Annotated in this window: 18 protein-coding genes; 14 read left to right on the top strand and 4 right to left on the bottom strand. The window is 69.7% G+C overall.

Features of this window, described 5'->3' with window-relative positions; genetic code table 11:
• The 5 genes from BN11_RS06210 to BN11_RS06230 form a co-directional block, all read left to right on the top strand.
• The coding region (locus BN11_RS06210; RefSeq protein WP_048695846.1) for a glycosyltransferase at positions 1-929 on the top strand (929 nt) is incomplete at its 5' end.
• Positions 930-1030: 101 nt separating this feature from the next.
• Positions 1031-2866, top strand: a complete 1836-nt coding sequence (aspS, locus tag BN11_RS06215; RefSeq protein WP_048695850.1) for an aspartate--tRNA ligase — start codon at positions 1031-1033, stop codon at positions 2864-2866.
• Between the two features lie 72 nt (positions 2867-2938).
• Positions 2939-3421 (top strand): NUDIX domain-containing protein, encoded by a 483-nt coding sequence (locus BN11_RS06220; protein WP_048695852.1) that lies wholly within the window; start codon positions 2939-2941, stop codon positions 3419-3421.
• 10 nt (positions 3422-3431) lie between these two features.
• Positions 3432-4313 carry a phosphotransferase family protein gene (locus tag BN11_RS06225; RefSeq protein WP_048695855.1) on the top strand — a complete coding sequence of 294 codons (882 nt, stop codon included), beginning with the start codon at positions 3432-3434 and terminating at the stop codon, positions 4311-4313.
• A gap of 140 nt (positions 4314-4453) precedes the next feature.
• The gene (locus BN11_RS06230) at positions 4454-5770 is read left to right on the top strand and encodes a DUF1565 domain-containing protein (RefSeq protein WP_048695856.1); all 1317 of its coding nucleotides are present in this window, start codon (positions 4454-4456) and stop codon (positions 5768-5770) included.
• A gap of 26 nt (positions 5771-5796) precedes the next feature.
• Here BN11_RS06230 and BN11_RS06235 read toward each other — a convergent pair whose 3' ends face one another.
• On the bottom strand, positions 5797-6816 hold the full coding sequence (locus tag BN11_RS06235) for a TolB family protein (RefSeq protein WP_048695858.1): 1020 nt from the start codon (positions 6814-6816) through the stop codon (positions 5797-5799).
• Between the two features lie 59 nt (positions 6817-6875).
• Positions 6876-8081 (bottom strand): MFS transporter, encoded by a 1206-nt coding sequence (locus BN11_RS06240; RefSeq protein ID WP_048695861.1) that lies wholly within the window; start codon positions 8079-8081, stop codon positions 6876-6878.
• Between the two features lie 76 nt (positions 8082-8157).
• Here BN11_RS06240 and BN11_RS06245 point away from each other — a divergent pair, with 76 nt between their 5' ends.
• Both BN11_RS06245 and BN11_RS06250 read left to right on the top strand, forming a co-directional pair.
• Entirely contained in the window at positions 8158-9393 is a 1236-nt protein-coding gene (locus tag BN11_RS06245) for a DUF480 domain-containing protein (protein WP_048695863.1), read from the top strand.
• A 38-nt stretch (positions 9394-9431) separates the two neighbouring features.
• Positions 9432-9998, top strand: coding sequence for a hypothetical protein (locus BN11_RS06250; RefSeq protein WP_201329235.1), 567 nt, complete (start codon positions 9432-9434; stop codon positions 9996-9998).
• A gap of 21 nt (positions 9999-10019) precedes the next feature.
• Here the strand turns inward: BN11_RS06250 and BN11_RS06255 are convergent, their stop codons facing one another.
• Positions 10020-10778, bottom strand: coding sequence for a GNAT family N-acetyltransferase (locus BN11_RS06255; RefSeq protein WP_048695869.1), 759 nt, complete (start codon positions 10776-10778; stop codon positions 10020-10022).
• A 243-nt stretch (positions 10779-11021) separates the two neighbouring features.
• Between BN11_RS06255 and BN11_RS06260 the strand changes: the two genes are divergently transcribed.
• The 4 genes from BN11_RS06260 to BN11_RS06275 all read left to right on the top strand — a co-directional run bounded on the left by BN11_RS06260 (position 11022) and on the right by BN11_RS06275 (position 15275).
• Positions 11022-11282: a hypothetical protein gene (locus BN11_RS06260; protein WP_048695872.1), complete on the top strand. Its 261-nt coding sequence runs from the start codon at positions 11022-11024 to the stop codon at positions 11280-11282.
• A complete protein-coding gene (locus tag BN11_RS06265; RefSeq protein WP_048695874.1) occupies positions 11279-12964 on the top strand; it encodes an HNH endonuclease in 1686 nt (561 codons plus the stop codon). Before BN11_RS06260 ends, BN11_RS06265 begins: the two co-directional genes overlap by 4 nt.
• Positions 12965-12978: 14 nt before the next feature.
• Positions 12979-14358: a replication-associated recombination protein A gene (locus BN11_RS06270; protein WP_048695877.1), complete on the top strand. Its 1380-nt coding sequence runs from the start codon at positions 12979-12981 to the stop codon at positions 14356-14358.
• Between the two features lie 116 nt (positions 14359-14474).
• Positions 14475-15275, top strand: coding sequence for a L,D-transpeptidase family protein (locus BN11_RS06275; RefSeq protein ID WP_048695880.1), 801 nt, complete (start codon positions 14475-14477; stop codon positions 15273-15275).
• A gap of 166 nt (positions 15276-15441) precedes the next feature.
• On the opposite strand, the gene BN11_RS06280 is transcribed toward BN11_RS06275, so the two are convergent.
• The gene (locus tag BN11_RS06280) at positions 15442-16458 is read right to left on the bottom strand and encodes a nitronate monooxygenase (RefSeq protein WP_048695882.1); all 1017 of its coding nucleotides are present in this window, start codon (positions 16456-16458) and stop codon (positions 15442-15444) included.
• 107 nt (positions 16459-16565) lie between these two features.
• On the opposite strand from BN11_RS06280, the gene BN11_RS06285 reads away from it, so the two are divergent.
• From BN11_RS06285 to alaS, 3 genes are all read left to right on the top strand, one after another.
• Positions 16566-16955: a DUF948 domain-containing protein gene (locus tag BN11_RS06285; protein ID WP_048695885.1), complete on the top strand. Its 390-nt coding sequence runs from the start codon at positions 16566-16568 to the stop codon at positions 16953-16955.
• Positions 16952-17227, top strand: coding sequence for a hypothetical protein (locus BN11_RS06290; protein WP_048695887.1), 276 nt, complete (start codon positions 16952-16954; stop codon positions 17225-17227). Before BN11_RS06285 ends, BN11_RS06290 begins: the two co-directional genes overlap by 4 nt.
• A gap of 179 nt (positions 17228-17406) precedes the next feature.
• The coding region (gene alaS / locus BN11_RS06295; RefSeq protein ID WP_048695891.1) for an alanine--tRNA ligase at positions 17407-19885 on the top strand (2479 nt) is incomplete at its 3' end.

The following is a 19885-nucleotide window of genomic DNA, read 5'->3' on the forward strand; positions in this document are numbered from 1 at the left end:
GCGCGGCCGGACGCCTCAAGCGTGCCCTCGCCGCCCGCATCGCCGAGCCGGAAGCCGCGGCGCACGCGAGCGTCGGCGAGGACGCGCCGCCGCGCTTCTACGGGCTGACCCGGTTCAGCGTCTACAGCCCCGACAGCGGATCGTGGAAGTTGACCCGCGACCAGGGCGGCAGCTACGCCGAGCAGCTGTATGCGGCGGAGCGGATGGGCCCGCGCGCGGACATCTTCCTGGAACTGGCCGCGCCGATCCTGCAGGTCATGGCGGACAAGCACGATTACCGCCACTTCGTGCACTACTCGAGCGTGATGCCGGATCCGTGGCAGAGCCGGCTGCGCGAGACCGCCCGCCGGTATCCCGTGCTCCGGCTCGTCGATGCCGAAAAGGTCAGCGCGGTGCGGGTGATGATGCGCCGCGACCTGATCGAGACCGGTGCCCCGGACCGCACGGTGGTGCTCTTCCGGATCGACGACGACGACATCCTCGCCGCGAGCTATCTCGACAAACTGTCGGCGTATGCCGTGCCGGGAGACCGGGGTCGCGCCGTCAGTCTGTGCCGTGGCGCGGGTGCCATCTATCTCGACGGGCGCATCGGGCCGCTGCGTGACCAGCAACGGGTGTTCGGAGCGCAGGGGCAGGCGTATGTGGGCAGCTGGCGCGCCGCGGACAAGACCTTGACGATGACGATCGGGCGCAATCACACCAAGGTCGCCCGCATGATGCCGACGATCGCCGACGCCCGCGAGGTGGCCTGGCTGCAGTTGCGACACCCGGCCCAGGACATGCTCCGCGACCAGAGCGACGCCGTCGCCCAGGTCCAGGAAGCGCTGGCGAAACTGGCTGCGCTGCCACCGGAGTTCGACCTCGCGGCGGACTTCCCGACGGTGGTCTCTCGGATCGATCCCGCGCTGGCGCCACCGGCCGGGCGATAACAGTTAGGCCGCCCGCGGGCGGATCCGTAAACTGGACCAGCCGCACGGCGTGATGACGCACGCCACGGCATACCACCCCATCCACCGACGAAGGAACCCCTGTGCTTCGCACCCACCATGCCGGCGCGCTGCGCGCCGAGCAGATCGACCAGACCGTCACCCTCACCGGCTGGGTGGCCAAGCGGCGCGATCACGGCGGAGTCGCCTTCATCGATCTGCGCGACGCCTCCGGCGTGGTCCAGGTCGTGGCGCGCGACGAGGTGCTCACGGGTGCCGCGCACGATCTGCGCAACGAGTTCTGCGTCAAGGTCACCGGCACGGTCATCGCTCGTGGGGAGCACAACGTCAACCCCGACCTGCCCACTGGCGAGATCGAGGTCGTCGCCTCGGCCATCGAGGTGCTCAGCCCGAGCGATGTCCTGCCGTTCCAGATCGACGAGCGCGTCACGGTTGGCGAGGAGGCGCGCCTCAAGCACCGCTACCTCGACCTGCGCCGGCCCGGCACCCACAGCGCCGGTCACGCGCTCCGGCTGCGCTCGCGCGTCAACGCGGCAGCGCGAAAGGTGTTGGGGGAGCGCGACTTCGTTGAGATCGAGACGCCGACGCTGACCCGATCCACCCCCGAAGGGGCGCGCGACTTCCTCGTGCCGGCGCGCCTCGCGCCCGGCTCCTGGTATGCCCTGCCGCAGTCGCCGCAGCTGTTCAAGCAGCTGCTCATGGTGGCCGGCATGGAGCGCTACTACCAGATCGCCCGGTGTTATCGCGACGAGGACTTCCGCGCCGACCGGCAGCCGGAGTTCACCCAGCTCGACATCGAGATGTCCTTCGTCACCCAGGACGACATCATCGAACTCGGCGAGGCGCTCGCCAAGGAGATCTGGTCACTCATCGGGGTCGAGCTGGAGACACCCTTCCTGCGGATGCCGTATGCCGAGGCGATGGCTCGCTTCGGCACGGACAAGCCCGACCTGCGTTTCGGTCAGGAGCTGACCGACTGCACCGACTTCTTCGCCGACACGACGTTCCGGGTCTTCCAGGCGCCGTATGTCGGTGCCGTGGTCATGCCCGGCGGGGCGTCTCAGCCCCGCAAGACCCTGGACGCGTGGCAGGAGTTCGCCAAGCAGCGGGGTGCCAAGGGATTGGCGTATGTCCTTGTGCAAGAAGACGGTTCGCTGACCGGTCCGGTCGCCAAGAACCTCTCCGAGGCCGAGACCGGCCGGCTGGCCGGCCACGTCGGGGCCGAGCCGGGCGACTGCATCCTCTTCGCTGCGGGCGAGGCCAAGCCGTCGCGGTCGTTGCTCGGCGCCACGCGGCTGGAGATCGGCAAGCGGTGCGGGCTCATCGACGAGGACGCGTGGTCGCTGCTGTGGGTGCTCGACGCGCCGCTCTTCGAGCCTGCCTCGGAGGCTGTTGCTGCCGGTGACGTCGCCGTCGGTGGCGGTGCCTGGACGGCCGTGCACCACGCCTTCACCTCCCCGCAGGAGCAGTTCCTCGACACCCTCGAGTCCGACCCCGGGTCCGCGCTGGCCTATGCCTACGACATGGTCTGCAACGGCAACGAGATCGGTGGCGGGTCGATCCGTATCCACCGCAGGGACATTCAGGAGCGAGTCTTCGCGATCATGGGGCTCACGCCGGAGCAGGCGCAGGAGAAGTTCGGCTTCCTGCTCGATGCGTTCAAGTTCGGGGCGCCCCCGCACGGCGGCATCGCCTTCGGCTGGGACCGCATCGTGATGCTGCTCGGTGGTTACGACTCGATCCGCGATGTCATCGCCTTCCCCAAGTCGGGCGGTGGCTACGACCCGCTCACCGACGCGCCCGCGCCGATCACGCCGGAGCAGCGCAAGGAGGCCGGCATCGACGCCAAGCCGTCCGACGCCAACCCGCGCGAGGCCGGCCCCGGCGAGGCAGCGTCCGGGCCGGCGCCGCAGGCCTGAGCTTCCGCCGTATGCCGCCCGCCGGCCACCCGCCGGTCGGGCGGCGGACGCGATCGAAAGGATGGCTGCAGCATGAGTCCGGCCAGAGCGCGCACCAGCGCGGGCATCCTGCCCATCCATGTTGGAGCCGACGGTGTGGTCCGTGTGCTCATCGGTCACATGGGTGGACCCTTGTGGGCGCGCAAGGACGAGCGGGCCTGGAGCATCATCAAGGGCGAGTTCGACCCCGAGACCGAGTCGCCGCGGCAAGCCGCCGAACGAGAGTGGGCTGAGGAAACGGGACTGCCTGTTCCGCAGGGTGATTGGTTCGAGATGGGGACTGTCAAACAGTCCGGCGGCAAGGTCGTCCATGCCTTCGCCGTGCTCGTCACTGAACCCTTCGACGTGCCCGCCGGAGCCGGCAACACGGTGACGACGCAGTGGCCGCCCCGGTCCGGCACGAGCATCACTTTCCCGGAGATCGACCGGACGCAATGGTGCACCCTCCAAGAAGCTGGGCCTCGCGTGGTCGCCGCACAGGAGGCATTCCTCGAACGACTGGAGCTGCCGCAGTGACGAGGCATCGATGAAGATGCCGCGCCGGGACCTCGACCTGGCGGCGGTGCTGCACCAACTGGACCCCGGGCTGGGGCAGGCTTGGATCGAGGAGCTCGGCGAGGGCTGGGACAATGTTGCGTATGCCGTGCGCCGCCCCGTCGGGGACGACCTACTGCTGCGGATCAGCAAGTTCGCCGACCCCGAGGAGCGGGCACGTACGCTGCGCACCGACGTCGCCCTGCTCGACTTCGTCGCGGCGCACGCGACACTCGCCACGAATCGGGTGCTCGCCGCTGATCCGCAGACGGGTGCGCTGCTGCTGACGCCGGTGCCCGGCCGAAGCGCCGACCTGCTGTCGCCCGCCGACCCGGCGCGAGCGGCCCGTGAGTTGGGGGTCTTCCTCGCGCGACTGCATACCGCCGAACCACCTCCGGGGCTGGTCAAGCCGGGACGCGATCTGGGGCTTTGGCGCCGTGAAGCGGCCAGCGCTTGGGGGGAGGCCCGGGCCTTGTGCGCGGAGGATGTGCAACGTGAGGTCGACTCCTTCCTCGCGGCCCCTCTCCCGCCGCGCCCCGAGCGGATGGTGTTCTGCCACAACGATCTCGGCGACGAGCATGTCATCGTCGATCCTGCCAGCGGGCAGATCAGCGGCGTCATCGACTGGAGCGATGCGGTCCACGACGACCCGGCCCGCGACTTCGCCCTGTTGCTCTTCGACTTCGGTGACGCCTTCTTCGAGGGGGCGTGGGCGGCATACGGCGGCACCGACGAGCAACTGCCCGTGCGGGCGCGCTGGTACGGCGCACGCGCGGGGATCCTCGGCGTCTGCGATCGCGCGCGGCGGGGCGACCCTGGCCTGACAGCGAGTCTCGCGCGGCTGCGCTCAGTGCTCGCGCGGCCGGCGACCTGACCGGCCCGGCGGTCACGAACCCCTGACCAGCGCTGACTCCGCCGCTACGAAGGCCCGAACCGCAAGGGCGGATCCGGTTTGCGTGTAAGTTCGGGTTCTGAACTGCTGACTACCCCCCACCAGCAGCAATTGGAGACCTCGTGAAGCGATCGATGATCTCGGCGACGGCGATCGTCGCCCTTGCCGGTGCCTTCGTCCCCGCCGGCGCCGCCCAATCGGCCTCTGCGGCGGGACAAGCGATACACGTCGCTGTGGGTGGTTCCGATCGAGCGTCCGGGACGTCGCAGGCCCCCCTGGCCACGATCCAAGCCGCCGTCGACGCCGCTGTGCCGGGCACGGTGATCAAGGTGCACGCAGGCACCTACAAGGGCGAGGTGAAGATCCGCAAGTCCGGCACCCCGACGGCGCCCATCACCTTGACCAACGCCGGCGACGGGGAGGTCGTCGTCACCTCCGACCAGGCACCGGATTCGTGCACCAGCCACCAGCCGAGCATGCGGCGCACGATCAAGATCACGGGCGGGGCGAGCGATTGGACGATTCGCGGGCTGACGATCGTCCACGGCCTCTTGATCCTTGGCGAGAAGTCGACCGCCGCCTTCAACTGGCATGCGACGAAGGTCAAGGAGCGCAACTGGGCCGACCGTCGCAAGGTTCCGGGCCGCGGCCAACGCGATCCGTCGTCGACGCATCGCGTCATCCCGTACCTCCAGGGCGTGACCGGCGCGAGATCCATGGCGTCCGCCGACCGGATCAGGTTGTACGGCAACAAGATCCGAAGCCGCGGCATCCACGCCTCCCTGAGCAACTATGGCGTGATCCAGGGCAATGTCATCTCGGACATCATCTGCGGGTCCGGACCAGGGGTGTGGGTCATGACGTTCAGCGACCACTGGACGATCGCGGACAACGACATCTCCCGACTGTCCGCAGCCAGCACCGAGCATTACATGCATGAAGGAATTCGCCTCGGGACGGCGAGCAACTACAACTACGTGGCGCGCAACTCTGTCCACGACCTGCCAGGTGACGGGCGGGCCTACAACACGGACGTCGACTCCAGCTACAACCTGTTCCAGTTCAACCGGGCCAACAAGGTCGCCATCGGCTTCAACGAGCAGATGGCCGGATGGGGCAACACCTGGGAATACAACGCGGTCACCAACTTCCGCGTCTTCGGCTACGGCCTGCGGCTGAAGGACGCCAAGCTGCCGCTGCCGTCGATGGACACCAGCACCAATGGCGTCATCATGCGCTGCAACCGTGCCTTCAAGCCGGTCGGCAAGGCGAAGTCCCTCGGCGTGGGCGCGGTGATGAACGCCCGCCTGAACACCAACGCGTTCACCACCATCTGGTTCAGCCCAGCCTCACAGACCTACTGGAGCCGGTTCGACAACCGGTGGAACGGCAGCACTCAATTGCCGGACAAGGACGTCACTCCCAGCTACTGCGGGTGACCCCTCCGTCACCGTGGTCGAACGCGCTACGGCCGCGGCGGTTTCGGCTGCCAGGTGGGATTGGTCTCCGTGATCACGCGCGTATTGGTCATATTGACCGGGTTGGCGCCGAAGCGGTCCGTCAGGATGATGTCCAGTGCCTGCCGGGGACCGGGTCGCCAGCCGAACACCAGACCCCTGCCATCGGGCGTGCCCTGAGGCGTGCGGACCTGGCCCGGCACGCGCACCGCGGTGGGCGCCTGCGCCGGCGCGCGGAACGGGTCGAGGCGATAGATCTGATGGTCGGAGGCATTGCGATAGACCACCGTGCCGCGGGCCTCGACGGCCGGGGTGCCCTGATACCAGGGTGCGTAGGTCAACCGGGTCAGGTACTTCGCCCGCTCCCTCGAGCCCGCTCCGGCGAGGTCGTAACGGTAGATGTCGAACTGGCCGGTGCGGTTGGAGGCGAAGACGATCGACGCTCCGTCGGTGGTGAATGAGGCACAGCAGTCCTCGTAGAACTTCCCGTCGCCGATCTTGCCGGCGAGGTAGCGCTGGCTGGTCCCGTCGGCGTTGGTGACCCAGATGTCCAGGTTCGACGTCGGGGTGGTGCGACGGTTGTAGAGGATTCGGGTGCCGTCGCCGGACCACGACGGCCAGCGCTCGTCCGCCGATCCGCTGTTCGTCAGGTTCGTGACGGCGCCGGTCGAGAGGGTCTTGACCAGGATGTCGAGGGTGCCGGTCGGGGTGTCCCGCGACGCCCACGCGATCTTCGTCCCGTCCGGGGAGAAGCTCGGGGTGACGTCGGCTACCGAGTTCGGGCGGTTGAGCATGACCGGCGGGGTGGCCCCGGTGACATCGCGCACCCAGATATCGGTGCCCTCCTCCTCGGGCGTGCCGGCCGCGAACATGCCGTCCTGGTCGATGTCGATCCCCGCGGTGTAGGCGAGCAGGTTGCCGCGGCCCACCGCTTCGAGGGCGGTGCTTGCGGGGGCCGCCACCGCGGTGCTGGTAGCCCCGATCAGGACGGCGAGACCGACCAGGGCGAGACGAGCACGGGCACGCATGGTAGGCACTCTAACGCCTGGTCAGAGCGGCGCCGAGGCGACGCCGAATCCCGGCACAGCTAGCGGGGCTCGTGCCCGCTGCCGCCGGTATGCAGTTGCTGGGCCACCGAGGCGACCAGGGCGAGGCAGGACATCCAGATCGCCCCGGCCGGGCCGAAGGGAGTGGCGACCAGGCCGGCCACGAGCGGGAAACCGACCTGACCGACGCGATTGCCCATCAGCCGGACGGCCAGGGCTTGGGAGCGCCAGATGCTCGGCACGGCCGTCGATATGAGCGTCATCGTGATGGGCTGGCCGAGGCCGAGGAAGAACCCGCCGACCGCCAGCGCGACACCGGAGACGAGCCAGTTGTTGATCACCAGCGGCGAGATCGCCAGACCCACGGCGGCGCCGAGCGCGGACACCGCGAGCAGGCGCTGACGGGAGATGCGCGCCGAGATCCACGGCAGCAGTGAGCGCGACAGGATACCCGTGGCGCCCCGGACCGCGAGCAGCCATCCGATGACGACCGGGGAGACGCCGGCGCGTTCGCCCACCACCGGCAAGAAGGCAATGAGGATGTCCATCGCCGAGAGCAGGGTGAGGGACGTAAGCATGCTCGCCGACACTCCCGGCACACGCAGGATCTGGGCAATGGAAGCACGCGGCCGGACATCCGAATCCGCTTTTCCCGCAGTCGATCTGGACGCCGGCAGCACGGCCGGAATCGCCATCACCGGCACGGCCGCCAGCGCGACAATGGTACCCACCGCGAGGGCGGTGTTGATGGCGCCGATCCGTCCCGGCTGCGCGACCGATCCCGAACCCACCAGCGCGCCGCCGATGAGGGGACCGATGGTCTGCCCGAACGAGTATGCCGCCGTGAACCACCCGAAGCCCAGGTCGAGGTCGCGGTCCCGGGAGTAGCGCGCGATGGCCGCCTGCCCGCTGATGGTGAAGACGAGGTGTCCCAAGCCAAGGAACACCGAACCCAGCGCCACGCCCACGACCGAGCCGGACACCGCCGCCAGCACTCCGCCGACACCGAGCACGACGGCGGCCACCTGGATCAGCAGCCGCAGCCGCGGTGTGCGGTCCGTCAAGCGCCCGAGGGACAGCGCAACGAAAAGGTGGAGCACGGCATACGCCGCGGTGACCAGACCGATCGTCGTCCCGTCGGCGCCGAGCGCGATCAGCTTGTAGGACAGGACCGGCCGGACGACGTTGAGAGCCGTCTGAGTGCAGACACCGGCGGCGATCAGCAACCACAGCCACCGGCGTCCCATGTGCCGCGAGACTACGCGGCCCGTCGCCGCGTCCCACGTGCAGTCGGCGGGGAGAGCGGGCAAGTAGGGTCGTGGCATGGCCCATGAGTCCGCTCCGGAGCCCACGGAGGTGCCGACCCTCGACCCCGTCGAGCAGCGCGTGCTCGGCTCCTTGATGGAGAAGCAGGTCACCGTGTCGGCGTCGTATCCGTTGTCGCTCAACGGCTTGCAGACAGCCTGCAATCAGGCGACGAGCCGCGAGCCGGTCACGGACTATGCCGCCTCGGACATCGAGACAGTATGCCGTGCCCTCAAGGACCGGGGGCTGGTGCGGATCGTGTGGGCGGGCGCGGGCTCACGGGTGCTGAAGTACCACCAGCGGCTCGAGGAAGCCCTCGAACTGGCCGCGGACGAAAAGGCGGTGCTGACGGTGCTGCTGCTGCGCGGCGAGCAGACGGCGGGTGAGCTGAAGACGCGCACGGACCGGCTGCACAAGTTCGCCGGCCGCGAGGATGTCGAGATCGTCCTGCAGCGGCTCGCCGGCCGTTCCCTGCCCCTGGTGCAGCAGCTACCTCGCCGCCCGGGGCAGCACGACGAACGCTGGATCCACCTGCTCGGCCCGATCGCCGGCCTCGCCCCCGTGGCCGCAGCGGAGCCGACTGTCGATCGCGACGTGGTGGTGGCGCTGGGCGCGTCGGCGCGCGACGAGAAGGTGCGGGCCGGATACGACGCGGTGGCGTCGGCATACGCAGCAGAACTCGGGAATGAGTTGGCGGGCAAGCCATTCGACCGCTGGCTGCTGTCGCATGTCGCGGATCAGGCGGGCGGTGGCCCGGTGGCGGACGTCGGGTGCGGGCCGGGACAGACCACCGCCGTGCTGGCGGCTGCCGGGGCGCGGGTCACCGGATTCGACTTCTCGCTCGCCATGCTCGACGAGGCGCGCGCTTTGCACCCGGACGTGACATTTAAGGCAGGCGATTACACGCGTCTGCTTCGGCCACCCGCGGCCTCGGCGTGGGCCGCGATCACCGCCTGGTATGCGTTCGTGCACGCCGCGGGCTCGGAATTGGTCGGCATTTTCAGCGGCCTGGCGCGGGTCCTGCAGCCCGGGGGAGTGCTGGCGTTCTGTGTCCACGTGGGGGACGAGGTGCGCCATGTCGACGAACTCTTCGGCGCCGCAACGGATCTCGACTTCGTGTTGCATGACAGTCAGGAGGTCGTCGATGCGGTCTCCGCCGCGGGACTCGTCGACGTCCAGTGGTTCCTGCGCTCGGCGTTGCCGACCGAGGCGCAGACCCCGCGGCTGTATGTCGTTGCGCGGCAACCCGACTGATGGCCTTTGAAGGCACCCGGGGTCGCGCGTGGTGCTTGGTGATCGCGTGGTCTCTTGCCCTCGCCGTCCTCTCGCTGCTGTCCAATATCACGTCTACGGAGCAGCTGTCCGGGGCGGCAGACACCTGGCTGACCATCCGGCTGACGCTGAGCAAGATCACCAATTCCGGCACGGCCTGGGCCGGCATCGGGATCCTCGGTGGCTGGCTCGTGCGCCGACCCGGGATCGCCGCGGCCGCGGGGGTGGTTGCGACCGGCATCGCCGTCTACGCGCACGCCGGACTCGGGCATCTCGCGGGCATCTATGACTCCGGGATCTGGGCGAGCAATGTCGAGTGGCTCATCGCGCCAGTCGTCGTCGGCGCCCCGCTCGGATTGATCGGCGCCCTGGCCCGCCCCCGGAGTCCATGGGGGCTGCTCGCCCGACTGATCGTCCCGTTAGGCGCGCTGGTCGAACCCTGGGTGGTGTCGATGTGGCCCTGGCTCAGCCAGCCGCTGACGGGCTGGCCGACACGGATCGCCGAAACCGTGACCGCGGTGGTCCTGACGGCTTTCGGTCTCGTGCTGGGCACGCGCGTGCTGGCAAGGAAGCCGCGGACACGGTGAACCCGGCGCTGCCGAGCCGGCTCATTGCCGGGCGACGACGCGGGAGCTGAATGCCTGCGCCGTCACGAAGCCGAGTCGGTGATAGATCTCGCGGGCTCGGTCGTTGTCGGAGTACATCCCGAGCGCGCACATGCCGACTTCGGAGATTGCGCGCCGGGTCAGGGCGGCGGTCACTGCAGCGCCCCAGCCGTGGCCGCGCTGCTCGGAGGCGACGGTGATCCCGGAGAGTTCGGGTATGCCGGCCGCGGAGGGCTCGCTGCACCCGCAGGCGATCACGTGGCCGGCGGGGTCGCGTGCGCCGAGCCAGAGCTGGCCGTCGCGGCGGAACGGCTGGCCGTCGGTGCGGGAATTGTGTTCGGCGAGAAAGGTATCCAACTCCTCCTTGGCCGTCGCGTCGAATTCGATCAGGTCGTCTTCGGCGGGTTGGGCCGGCGGTGGGGTGGTGGTGGACATCCACTCCCAATCCCCGCCGGGACCGGCCCGGAAGATCTCCTCGACATCGGCGCGCAGTCTCGCTGGCACGCTGAGCATCCCGGTCGGGCGCTCCCGAAAGAGGAGCGCGGCCAGCTGCGGGTCGCGGAGCAATATCCGGGCATCCGCCTCCGGGCCGAGGAGGGTCAGCACGATCCCGCGTATGTGGCTCGGCCGGGCGAAGGCGATCGCGTTGCCGAGCACGACGGCGTCCAGCGGCTGATCCGATGGGATCTCGGCGCGCACCATCGGGTGCTCGCCGCTGGCCGCCCAGAGTTCGCCGAAGCTGGTCACCGGGCGCGCGTTCACTCGCCCAACGCTATCCCGGCACCCGTGGGGCCTCGGGCCTCGGCGTCGTCCGCGTCGTTAACCGTGAGCTCGACGTGGGCGGCAGCGCTGCTGCTGCCGGTTCATGCCGGTTGTCGGGGGGTCTGCGTATGCTGTCTTCGGGGTCGTTATAGGTGTTGGCTCATCACTCGAATTGCGTTGCAGCAGAATGATTTGCTTGTCGAAAACGCTTGTCGGACAGGTAGAACTGGAGTACGATGAGGCATGGTCGAGATCACCGCATCCACCTCCGACCGGGCAGCCGGCCGCGCCGGTGAGAGTGGCTTTCTTGACGCGGCTGGCTGTCTTGACGCGGCTGGGGGCGTCGGTGTGACTGGGGGCGTCGGTGTGACTGGGGGCGTCGGCGGGCGACGCGAGCCGGGGTGGGTGCCGCCGCCGGACTGGTTCGACGAGAGCCTGTTCGCCGAGCCGTCCGCCTACGAGTGCGAGCTGGCCGAGGAGCGCGAGGCGCTGATCAGCACGTGAGCCGGTGTGCCGATGACGGCATACGGGACTATGTCGCCGATCCCGACGAGGAGGCCGCGTTCGCCCGTTGGGTCGAGGGCCAGGTGGCCGACTGGGCCTGCGAGGACGGCGAGCCGGACATCAGTCGGCAGAATGCCGATGGTCAGAACGGCGACGGGCAGGACGCCGAGGGACAGGATGCCGGCGAGGAGCACTCCGGTGAGCCGGACGTCCAGGCCCAGGTCTCGGCGCTGAAGGGGCTGGTGGACTGGCTACGGTCAGTGGCACCGGACGACACACGCGGGCCGGAGGCCACGCGTGCGGAGATGATCGATCTGATCGCCACCTTGGAGGGCGGCAAAGGCCCGATCGCCGCAGCGCAGGCGCGCGCGACTCACGCGTTCGCGCGGACCACGATCCGGGAAGCGTTGGCGGCCCGCCGGACGCTGCGGACCGCGCGCCGGGGGATCGCCCCACAGATCGCGCTGGCCCGGCGGTGTTCGCCTTCGCTGGCCGATCGGCACCTGAGCGTGGCGCGGGCGTTGACAGAGATGCCCCACACGCGAGCCGCGTTGACCGCGGGGATCATCGACGAGGCCGCTGCGGCCGCGGTGGTGCACCAGACCAGCCCGCTGTCCGATGAGCACCGCGCAGCGGTGGACGAACTGGTGGCGCCCCGGTTTGCGGGGGCTATCGCGCGCGAGATCGGCAAACTCGCCGCCCGTCACGCCGCCGAACTCGACCCCGCGAGCATCGTGGCCAAGCACCGCAAGGCCGTGAGCGAGCGGGGCGTGTGGACCCGGCCGGCGCCGGACGGGATGGCCTATCTGAGCGTCTTCGGTCCGCTGCCCGATGTCGTGGGGGCGTTGGCGTCGCTGCGCGGTTATGCCAATGGCGTCCTCGGTGGTCACCACGAGGAGGACGACCCGCCCGCAGAGCGCACCCACGCCCAGATCATGGCCGACACCGCCCTGCGTCTGCTCAGCGGACGCACCGCCGGGCAGACCCAGCCGGTCCACATCGGCCTGCTCATGCGGCCCGAGTCCCTCCTCGGCCATGCCCAGGACGACCCTGACCGTTGCGTGGACCGGCCCGCCTGGGTCGTCGGGCACGGCCCGCTGCCGGCCGCCCTCGCCCGCCGGCTCTTGCTGCGCGGGTGCGACGCCGCCGATGACTCGAGCGACGCAGGCCACCAGAACTTCGACGACCTCACGCCCGACGACCTCACGTCCGCCGACGCGAGGCCGGCGGATCCCATGCCCGGCGAGCCGGCGCATACCCTGATCCAGCGGATCTTCACCAGTCGCGACGGCCGCGACCTGGTCGGCCTCGAATCGTCGGCGCGGCTTCCCCCCCCCGCACTCCGGTGGGCGCTGATCATCCGCGACGATGTCTGCCGCACGCCATACTGCGGGGCTGTCATCCGCCATGCCGATCACGTCTCCCCGTTCGCGCGGTCGCGGACCACCAGCCTCGCCAACGGGCAAGGGCTGTGCGCCCGCTGCAACTACACCAAGGACCTGCCCGGTTTCAGCACCCGGGTGCTCACGCCGCAGGAGGTGACCGAGTACGCCCACGGCCACCCCGACGATCCCAACACCGGCATCGCGCAACGCGCCGGGCTCAACATGCATGTGACCGAGATCCGGACCCCCTCCGGACACCGCTACCTCAGCTGCGCCCCACCTCTGGCCGGCGGCTGACTTAGCCTGTGCCAGTGAGCAGCGAGCCGGATCTCTTCGGGGCCGCGGCGGCCGGGGACGAGGCGCCGAGCGACTCGGTGCTGCCGCCGCTGGCAGTTCGGATGCGCCCGCGATCCCTCGATGAGGTCCGCGGCCAGAGCGATGTGCTCCGGGTCGGCTCGCCGCTGCGGCGACTCATCGAGGGCAGCGGCGGCCGGGCGGGACCGGTCTCGGCGATCCTGTGGGGCCCGCCGGGCACGGGCAAGACGACCCTTGCCCACCTCGTCGCGAGCGCCGCGGGACGTGACTTCGTCGAACTGTCGGCGATCACCGCCGGAGTCAAGGACGTGCGCGCCGTCATGGAGCAGGCCGCCCGCAACCGCGATCTCTACGAGAAGCAGACCGTCCTCTTCCTCGATGAGATCCACCGCTTCACCAAGGCCCAGCAGGACGCCCTCCTGCCCGGCGTCGAGAACCGCCAGGTCATCCTCGTCGCGGCGACGACCGAGAACCCGTCCTTCTCCGTCATCGCTCCCCTCCTCTCCCGCTCCGTCCTGATCACGTTGACATCCCTGTCGGACAACGAGATTCGCGATGTCGTCGAGGCCGCACTCACCGCGCCGGAAGGCCTGGGCGCGGCATACACGCTCGACGACGACGCGAGAGAGCACATTGTGCGCGTCAGCGGCGGTGACGCGCGCCGCGCCCTGACCGCCCTCGAAGCTGCGGCCGGCGTCGCGGAGGATCTGCGCGGCATACGGGGCGACGATCAGCCGACCACGATCTCGCTGCCGGCGGTCGAGCAGGCGATGGCTCACGCGGCCGTGCGCTACGACCGCGCCGGCGACCAGCACTACGACGTCGCCTCGGCCCTGATCAAGTCGATGCGGGGTTCCGACGTCGACGCAGCGCTGCATTACCTCGCGCGCATGCTGGAGGCGGGTGAGGATCCGCGCTTCATCGCCCGCCGCATCGTCATCGCCGCCTCCGAGGACGTCGGCATGGGCGACCCCACCGCCCTCCAGACAGCCATCGCGGCGCTGCACGCCGTCGCCCAGATCGGGATGCCCGAAGCGCGAATCATCCTGGCGCAGGCCGTCGTTCACAATGCCCTCGCCCCGAAGTCGAACGCCTCCTATCTCGCGATCAACGCGGCGATCGCCGACGTGCGGGCGGGCAAGGGCGGCGCGGTGCCCGCGCACCTGCGCGGCAGCGGGTATGCCGGCGCTGCCCGCCTCGGTCACGGCGACGGCTATCGCTACGCCCACGACGAGCCCGACGGCGTGGCGGAGCAGCAGTACCTCCCGGACGACTTGCAGGGCACGACCGACTACTACCGGCCCACCGACCGGGGATTCGAGGCCCGCCTGCAGGAGCGGTGGAAATGGTTGCGCTCGCGGCTCGGCCGGCCGTGATCAGACCGTAATCTGTCTTTGCACAACCTGTGAGTGCCCTGAGGCGTCTGAGGTGATGACAGCGACGCTGAAGCTCGCTGCACCCGCCATCGGGTCCAAAGGGAGAGGGAATCACCATGAACATGCAGATCGCACGCCGCGCCACCGTTGTCGCCATGGCCGCGGGCCTCGGAATCACCGCTGCCGCACCGGCTTTCGCCGAGACCACGGTGCCCGCGCCCAAGGAGTTGGCCAACGCCGCTGTGGGCCCGACCGTGCCGGTGCCCCAGGAGGCGCGTCGCGGCGAATCCGACCCGGTCGTCAAGCGTGCCCAGCAGATCATGGCCAAGTTCGGCATCCCCGCCGGCCCGGCCGACGGCATCACCGGTCAGCAGACCCGCCAGGGGCTGTGCGCCTTCCGGCGCATCTCCGGGTTGCCCGTCAACCGCTACAGCCTCAACACCGAGACCTATCGCAAGCTCGTCGAATACGACAACAAATACTCCCGGCTCAACCAGATCGGGGTCTCCTCCTTCCAGGGCAAGTCGACCTTCGTGCACGTTCAGCAGGCGTGCCAGACGATGTTCTACGTCAAGGACAAGAAGGTCCAGCGAGTCCTGCCCGTCTCGACGGGGGTCCGGGGCCACGAGACCCCCTTCGGTTACTACACGCTGGCCAACACCACGCGCGGCTGGTACTGCTCCACGCTCTACCCCGAGTCGTGCCGCAAGCAGACCACCGGCGAGTTCGCCTATATCTCCAACTTCGGGAACATGTACAACCCACGCCAGGTCGTCGGGGCCATCTTCGTCCACGGCTCCACGTCGGTGCCGACCTATCCCGCCTCGCACGGCTGCATCCGGGTCACCGTCAACGACTCCGACTGGCTCTACCACAACGTCGACCGCATGCCGATCTTCATCACCGGCAAGTACTGACCCGTAAGGCCAGGAGTTCGCTGGCGCTCGCGCTGGTTTTCCGTTCCGGTGAACCAAGCTCGCTGTGCTCGACGGTTCCCCGGTCCGCTCGCGCGGAATTCTGGCCTCGCCTCCCGCTGCCAGTCCCCGGAAGGCTAGGAACTCGCTTCGCTCGACGGTTCGGCGACTACGCCGGCGTCAGGCGGGTGATGATGTCGGCGGCCGGCGCCGGACGCGCGTGGTGCCAGCCGGTGCCGGCCCAGAGGTGGACGTGGGCGGGGTTTCGCGCGGCTGCCGCGGCGGCGCGAATGGGGCGGGTGAGCTGGTGCACTGCCGGGTATGCCGCGGGCGCACCGGTGTCGTAACGCTCCACGAAGTCGTTGCGCAGGCCGCGGGCCGGGCGACCGGTGAAGGCGCGCGTCACCGCTGTCTCCGTGAACTGCGGGTCGGTCAGCGCCGCCCGATGGGTCGCCGAGGTGCCGGCCTCGTCTGCCAGGAGCAGGGCCGTACCTACTTGTGCCGCAACGGCTCCCGCTTTCAGCACCGCCTCGACGGCCGCGGTGTCCATGAGCCCACCGGCCGCGATCACCGGCACCGACACCGCGGCCCGGACCGCCGCGATCAGCTCGAGCAACGGCACGTCCTCGGGTTCGTCGGCGATGCGCCGGGTGGCCCGGTGACCACCGGCCTCGGGACCCTGCACGCACATCGCATCCACCCCCAGCGCCGCAGCGGCCCGGGCGTCCGCCACCGACGCCACCGTCGCGAGGAGGGTGCAGTCTCGCGCGTGCAGGCGCTCGACGGTCTCGGCATCGGGCAGCCCGAACGTGAAGGAGACCGCCGCGGGTGGACGCTCGCAGAGCAGGTCGACCTTCTCGGCCCAGTGGTCGTCGTCGGCTGCGGCGGCAACAGCTACGGGCGGGAGCTCGACGGCATACTGCTGCGCCAGCTGAGCCAGGCTCTCGCGATACGCCTGCGCCGAAGCCAGATCCGGTTCCGTGTCCGGCGGGCAGAAGAGATTGACCCCGAACGGGCCGCGGGTCGCGGCCATCGCGTCCGCCAGCGCGGCGGGCGTCAGGTAACCCGCGGCCAGCATCCCGAACCCACCGGCCGCGCCCACCGCCTCCACCAAGGTGGGCGTCGACGGTCCGCCCGCCATCGGTGCGCCGATGATGGGCCGGGCCACGGTCGCGAGGTCGATCATCGCTCCAGATTAGGGATCGGCCGCTCTGGTCGGGAAGCACGATGCGGCCCTCTGGCGACACCGAAGCTCGCGAGGGCAGGCTGCGCGGCGGGATTAGTCTTGCCGGCATGTTCGAGAATGTCTCGCTCGGCGATATCGCCCTGCTGATCCTGGCGCTGGCCGTCTCCTTCCTCGTCTATCGGCTCGGGTCGCTCATCGGCAAGGCGGGGCGGATCCTCGACGAGACACAGGCGTCGCTGAAGGTGACGACCGACAATGTGCAGCCGACCCTGGTCAAGCTCACCGACACCGTGTCGCTGACCAACGACCAACTCGCGCGGGTCGACTCCATCACCGCCAACGTCGGGTCGATGGCCACCAACGCCAACGCGCTCACCTCCCTCTTCGCCGCGACGGTCGGGCAGCCGCTGGTCAAGGCCGCTGCCTTCTCCTATGGGGTGCGCTCGGCGTTGGCGAAGCCGGCCGGCGGGCGCCTCCCGCAACAGGACGAGTCGTGACCGGCCGGCCACTCACGCTCGGCCTCGCGGCGCTCGCGGGCGGGGCCGCCGCCTACGGCCTGTATCGCTTCGGCGGCCGTTATCGTCCGAGTGATCCCGTCGCCGGACTCGGCGACTTCGTCCGGCAGGTGCGCGGCGGCATGGCCGAGCGCGAACGCGAGCTGCGCGACGCCTTGGGCTACGAGGCGGCGGCCAATCAACCCGGGGGAGCACGCCTGAGCGACGAGCGGGCACGCGACCTGATCCGCGACCCGGCGGGATTCGACCTCTGAGCCACGGGGAGACGGCAGCCAAGTCAGCCTGCTCGCGAACCGGACTCCGGTTCGTCGACGATGCGAGGAGGTCGCGCTGCGAGGAACGCGCAGGGCGCCCTGATTGCATGAGGAGAGGAACGTGAAGGCAATTAGACTGCACTGTCCCGCACGAACCCGAGCACCTAGGTCGATCACCCATGGAAACCGCTGAGATCCGGCGCCGCTGGCTGTCCTTCTTCGAGAGCAAGGGCCACCTCGTGGTGCCGTCGGCCTCGTTGATCCTCAACGACCCCAACCTGCTCTTCGTCAACGCCGGCATGGTGCCCTTCAAGCCCTACTTCCTCGGCCAGGAGACCCCGCCCGGGCCGCGCGCGACCAGCGTGCAGAAGTGCGTGCGCACCCAGGACATCGAGGAGGTCGGCAAGACCTCCCGGCACGGCACCTTCTTCCAGATGAACGGCAACTTCTCCTTCGGCGATTACTTCAAGGAGGGAGCGATCGCCTATGCGTGGGAGCTGTGCACCTCCTCGGTCGAGTCGGGCGGTTTCGGCCTGGACGGGGAGAAGCTGTGGGCGACCGTCTACCAGGACGACGACGAGGCGATCGACCTCTGGCTCGGCCTGACCGGCATACCGGCGGAGCGGATCGTGCGCCGCGGCAAGGCGGACAACTACTGGCACATGGGCGTGCCCGGCCCCGGCGGCCCGTGCAGCGAGATCTACTACGACCGCGGCCCCGCCTATGGCCCCGAGGGCGGCCCGGCGGTCGACGAGGACCGGTTCATGGAGTTCTGGAACCTCGTCTTCATGCAGTACGAGCTGTCGGCGGTGCGCTCCAAGGAGGACTTCGACGTCGCCGCGGAATTGCCCAACAAGAACATCGACACCGGGATGGGCCTGGAGCGCATCGCGTCGATCCTGCAGGGCGTCGACAATATGTACGAGATCGACGAGGTCAAGCCCGTCCTCGTGCGCGCAGCGGAGATGACCGGAAAACGGTATGGCGTCCACTCCGGCCACTCGGCCGGCGAGAGCCACCCCGACGATGTGCGGCTGCGCGTGGTCGCCGACCACGTCCGCTCCGCGCTGATGCTCATCGGCGACGGCGTTACCCCCGGCAACGAGGGCCGCGGCTATGTGCTGCGCCGGATGCTCCGCCGCGCCGTGCGCTCGATGCGCCTGCTGGGGTATAACGAGCCCTGCCTCCCCGAGTTGCTGCCGATCTCGATGGACAAGATGAAGGCGTCCTATCCCGAGTTGGAGAGCGGGTTCGGCCGGATCTCGCAGATCGCGTATGCCGAGGAGGAGGCTTTCCGGCGCACGCTCGCGGCGGGCACGACGATCCTGGACGTCGCCGTGGAGAAGACGAAATCCGCTGGGGGCGCGGTGCTTTCGGGCGATCAGGCGTTCGCGCTGCACGACACCTACGGCTTCCCCATCGACCTGACTCTGGAGATGGCGGCCGAGCAGGGGCTGCAGGTCGACCGCGACGGGTTCACCCGCCTGATGGGCGAGCAGCGGCAGCGGGCCAAGGCCGACGCGAAGGCGAAGAAGTCCGGGCACGGCGACACGACGGCATACCGCTCGGTCGCGGACGCGCTCGGGCACGAGGTGGAGTTCACCGGCTACCAGGACGTGACGGGCGAAGCGACCGTCGCGGGCCTGCTCATCGACGGCGTCAGCGCGGCGTCGGCCACCAGCGGCCAGGAGGTCGAGATCGTCCTGGACCGCACGCCCTTCTATGCCGAGGGCGGTGGGCAACTCGCGGACGGTGGGCTGCTGCGCCTGGCGAATGGTGCGCTCGTGGAGGTCGACGACGTCCAGAAGCCCATCACCGGGTTGATCGTCCACCGCGGCCGGGTCGTCGACGGCGAGGTCGGCACGGGCGAGCAGGCGTTCGCCGAAGTCGACATCGCGCGCCGCCGGTCCATCTCGCGCGCCCACACGGCGACGCACATGGTGCACAAGGCGATCCGGGAAGCGTTGGGGGACACCGCGACCCAGGCCGGTTCGGAGAACTCACCGGGCCGCTTCCGCTTCGATTTCAACGCCTCGAGCGCGGTGCCGGCCTCGGTGCTGCGCGACGTCGAGGCGCGGGTCAACCAGGTGCTGCTCGACGACCTCGCGGTCCGGGCGGACGTGATGACGCAGGCGCAGGCGCGCGAGTCCGGGGCGATGGCGCTCTTCGGGGAGAAGTACGGCGACGCCGTGCGCGTCATCTCGGTCGGCGACTGGGCGCGCGAGCTGTGCGGCGGCACGCACGCGGAGCGCACCTCGCAGCTGGGTCTGGTGACGCTGCTCGGCGAGTCGTCCATCGGCTCGGGGGTACGCCGCGTCGAGGCCCTCGTGGGCACCGACGCCTATTCCTTCCTCGCCCGCGAGCGCGCCATCGTCGGTCAGCTCACCGAGCTGATGAAGGGCCGGCCGGAGGAGTTGCCCGAGCGCGTGCACGGCCTCATGGGCAAGCTCAAGGACGCGGAACGCGAACTGGACAAGCTGCGCAAGGAGTCGCTCGCGGCCGCGGGCGCCGGCCTGACGGCGTCGGCGCGCGATGTCGGCGGGGTGACCTTCCTCGGTCACGACGCCGGCTCCGACGCGGCGGCGGATGACGTGCGCACGATGGCGCTGGACCTGCGGGGCCGGTTGGGCAACGACCGGCCGGCCGTCGTCGCGGTCA

It is taken from the genome of Nostocoides australiense Ben110, assembly GCF_001050535.1.
Lineage (GTDB): Bacteria > Actinomycetota > Actinomycetes > Actinomycetales > Dermatophilaceae > Nostocoides_A > Nostocoides_A australiense.

Excerpts from the sequence above, each read along its gene's own strand:
- BN11_RS06220 (WP_048695852.1), top strand. The coding sequence starts at position 2,939 with ATGAGTCCGGCCAGAGCGCGCACCAGCGCGGGCATCCTGCCCATCCAT.
- BN11_RS06225 (WP_048695855.1), top strand. The coding sequence starts at position 3,432 with ATGAAGATGCCGCGCCGGGACCTCGACCTGGCGGCGGTGCTGCACCAA.
- BN11_RS06235 (WP_048695858.1), bottom strand. The coding sequence starts at position 6,816 with ATGCGTGCCCGTGCTCGTCTCGCCCTGGTCGGTCTCGCCGTCCTGATC.
- BN11_RS06240 (WP_048695861.1), bottom strand. The coding sequence starts at position 8,081 with ATGGGACGCCGGTGGCTGTGGTTGCTGATCGCCGCCGGTGTCTGCACT.
- BN11_RS06245 (WP_048695863.1), top strand. The coding sequence starts at position 8,158 with ATGGCCCATGAGTCCGCTCCGGAGCCCACGGAGGTGCCGACCCTCGAC.
- BN11_RS06260 (WP_048695872.1), top strand. The coding sequence starts at position 11,022 with ATGGTCGAGATCACCGCATCCACCTCCGACCGGGCAGCCGGCCGCGCC.
- BN11_RS06275 (WP_048695880.1), top strand. The coding sequence starts at position 14,475 with ATGAACATGCAGATCGCACGCCGCGCCACCGTTGTCGCCATGGCCGCG.
- BN11_RS06280 (WP_048695882.1), bottom strand. The coding sequence starts at position 16,458 with ATGATCGACCTCGCGACCGTGGCCCGGCCCATCATCGGCGCACCGATG.
- BN11_RS06285 (WP_048695885.1), top strand. The coding sequence starts at position 16,566 with ATGTTCGAGAATGTCTCGCTCGGCGATATCGCCCTGCTGATCCTGGCG.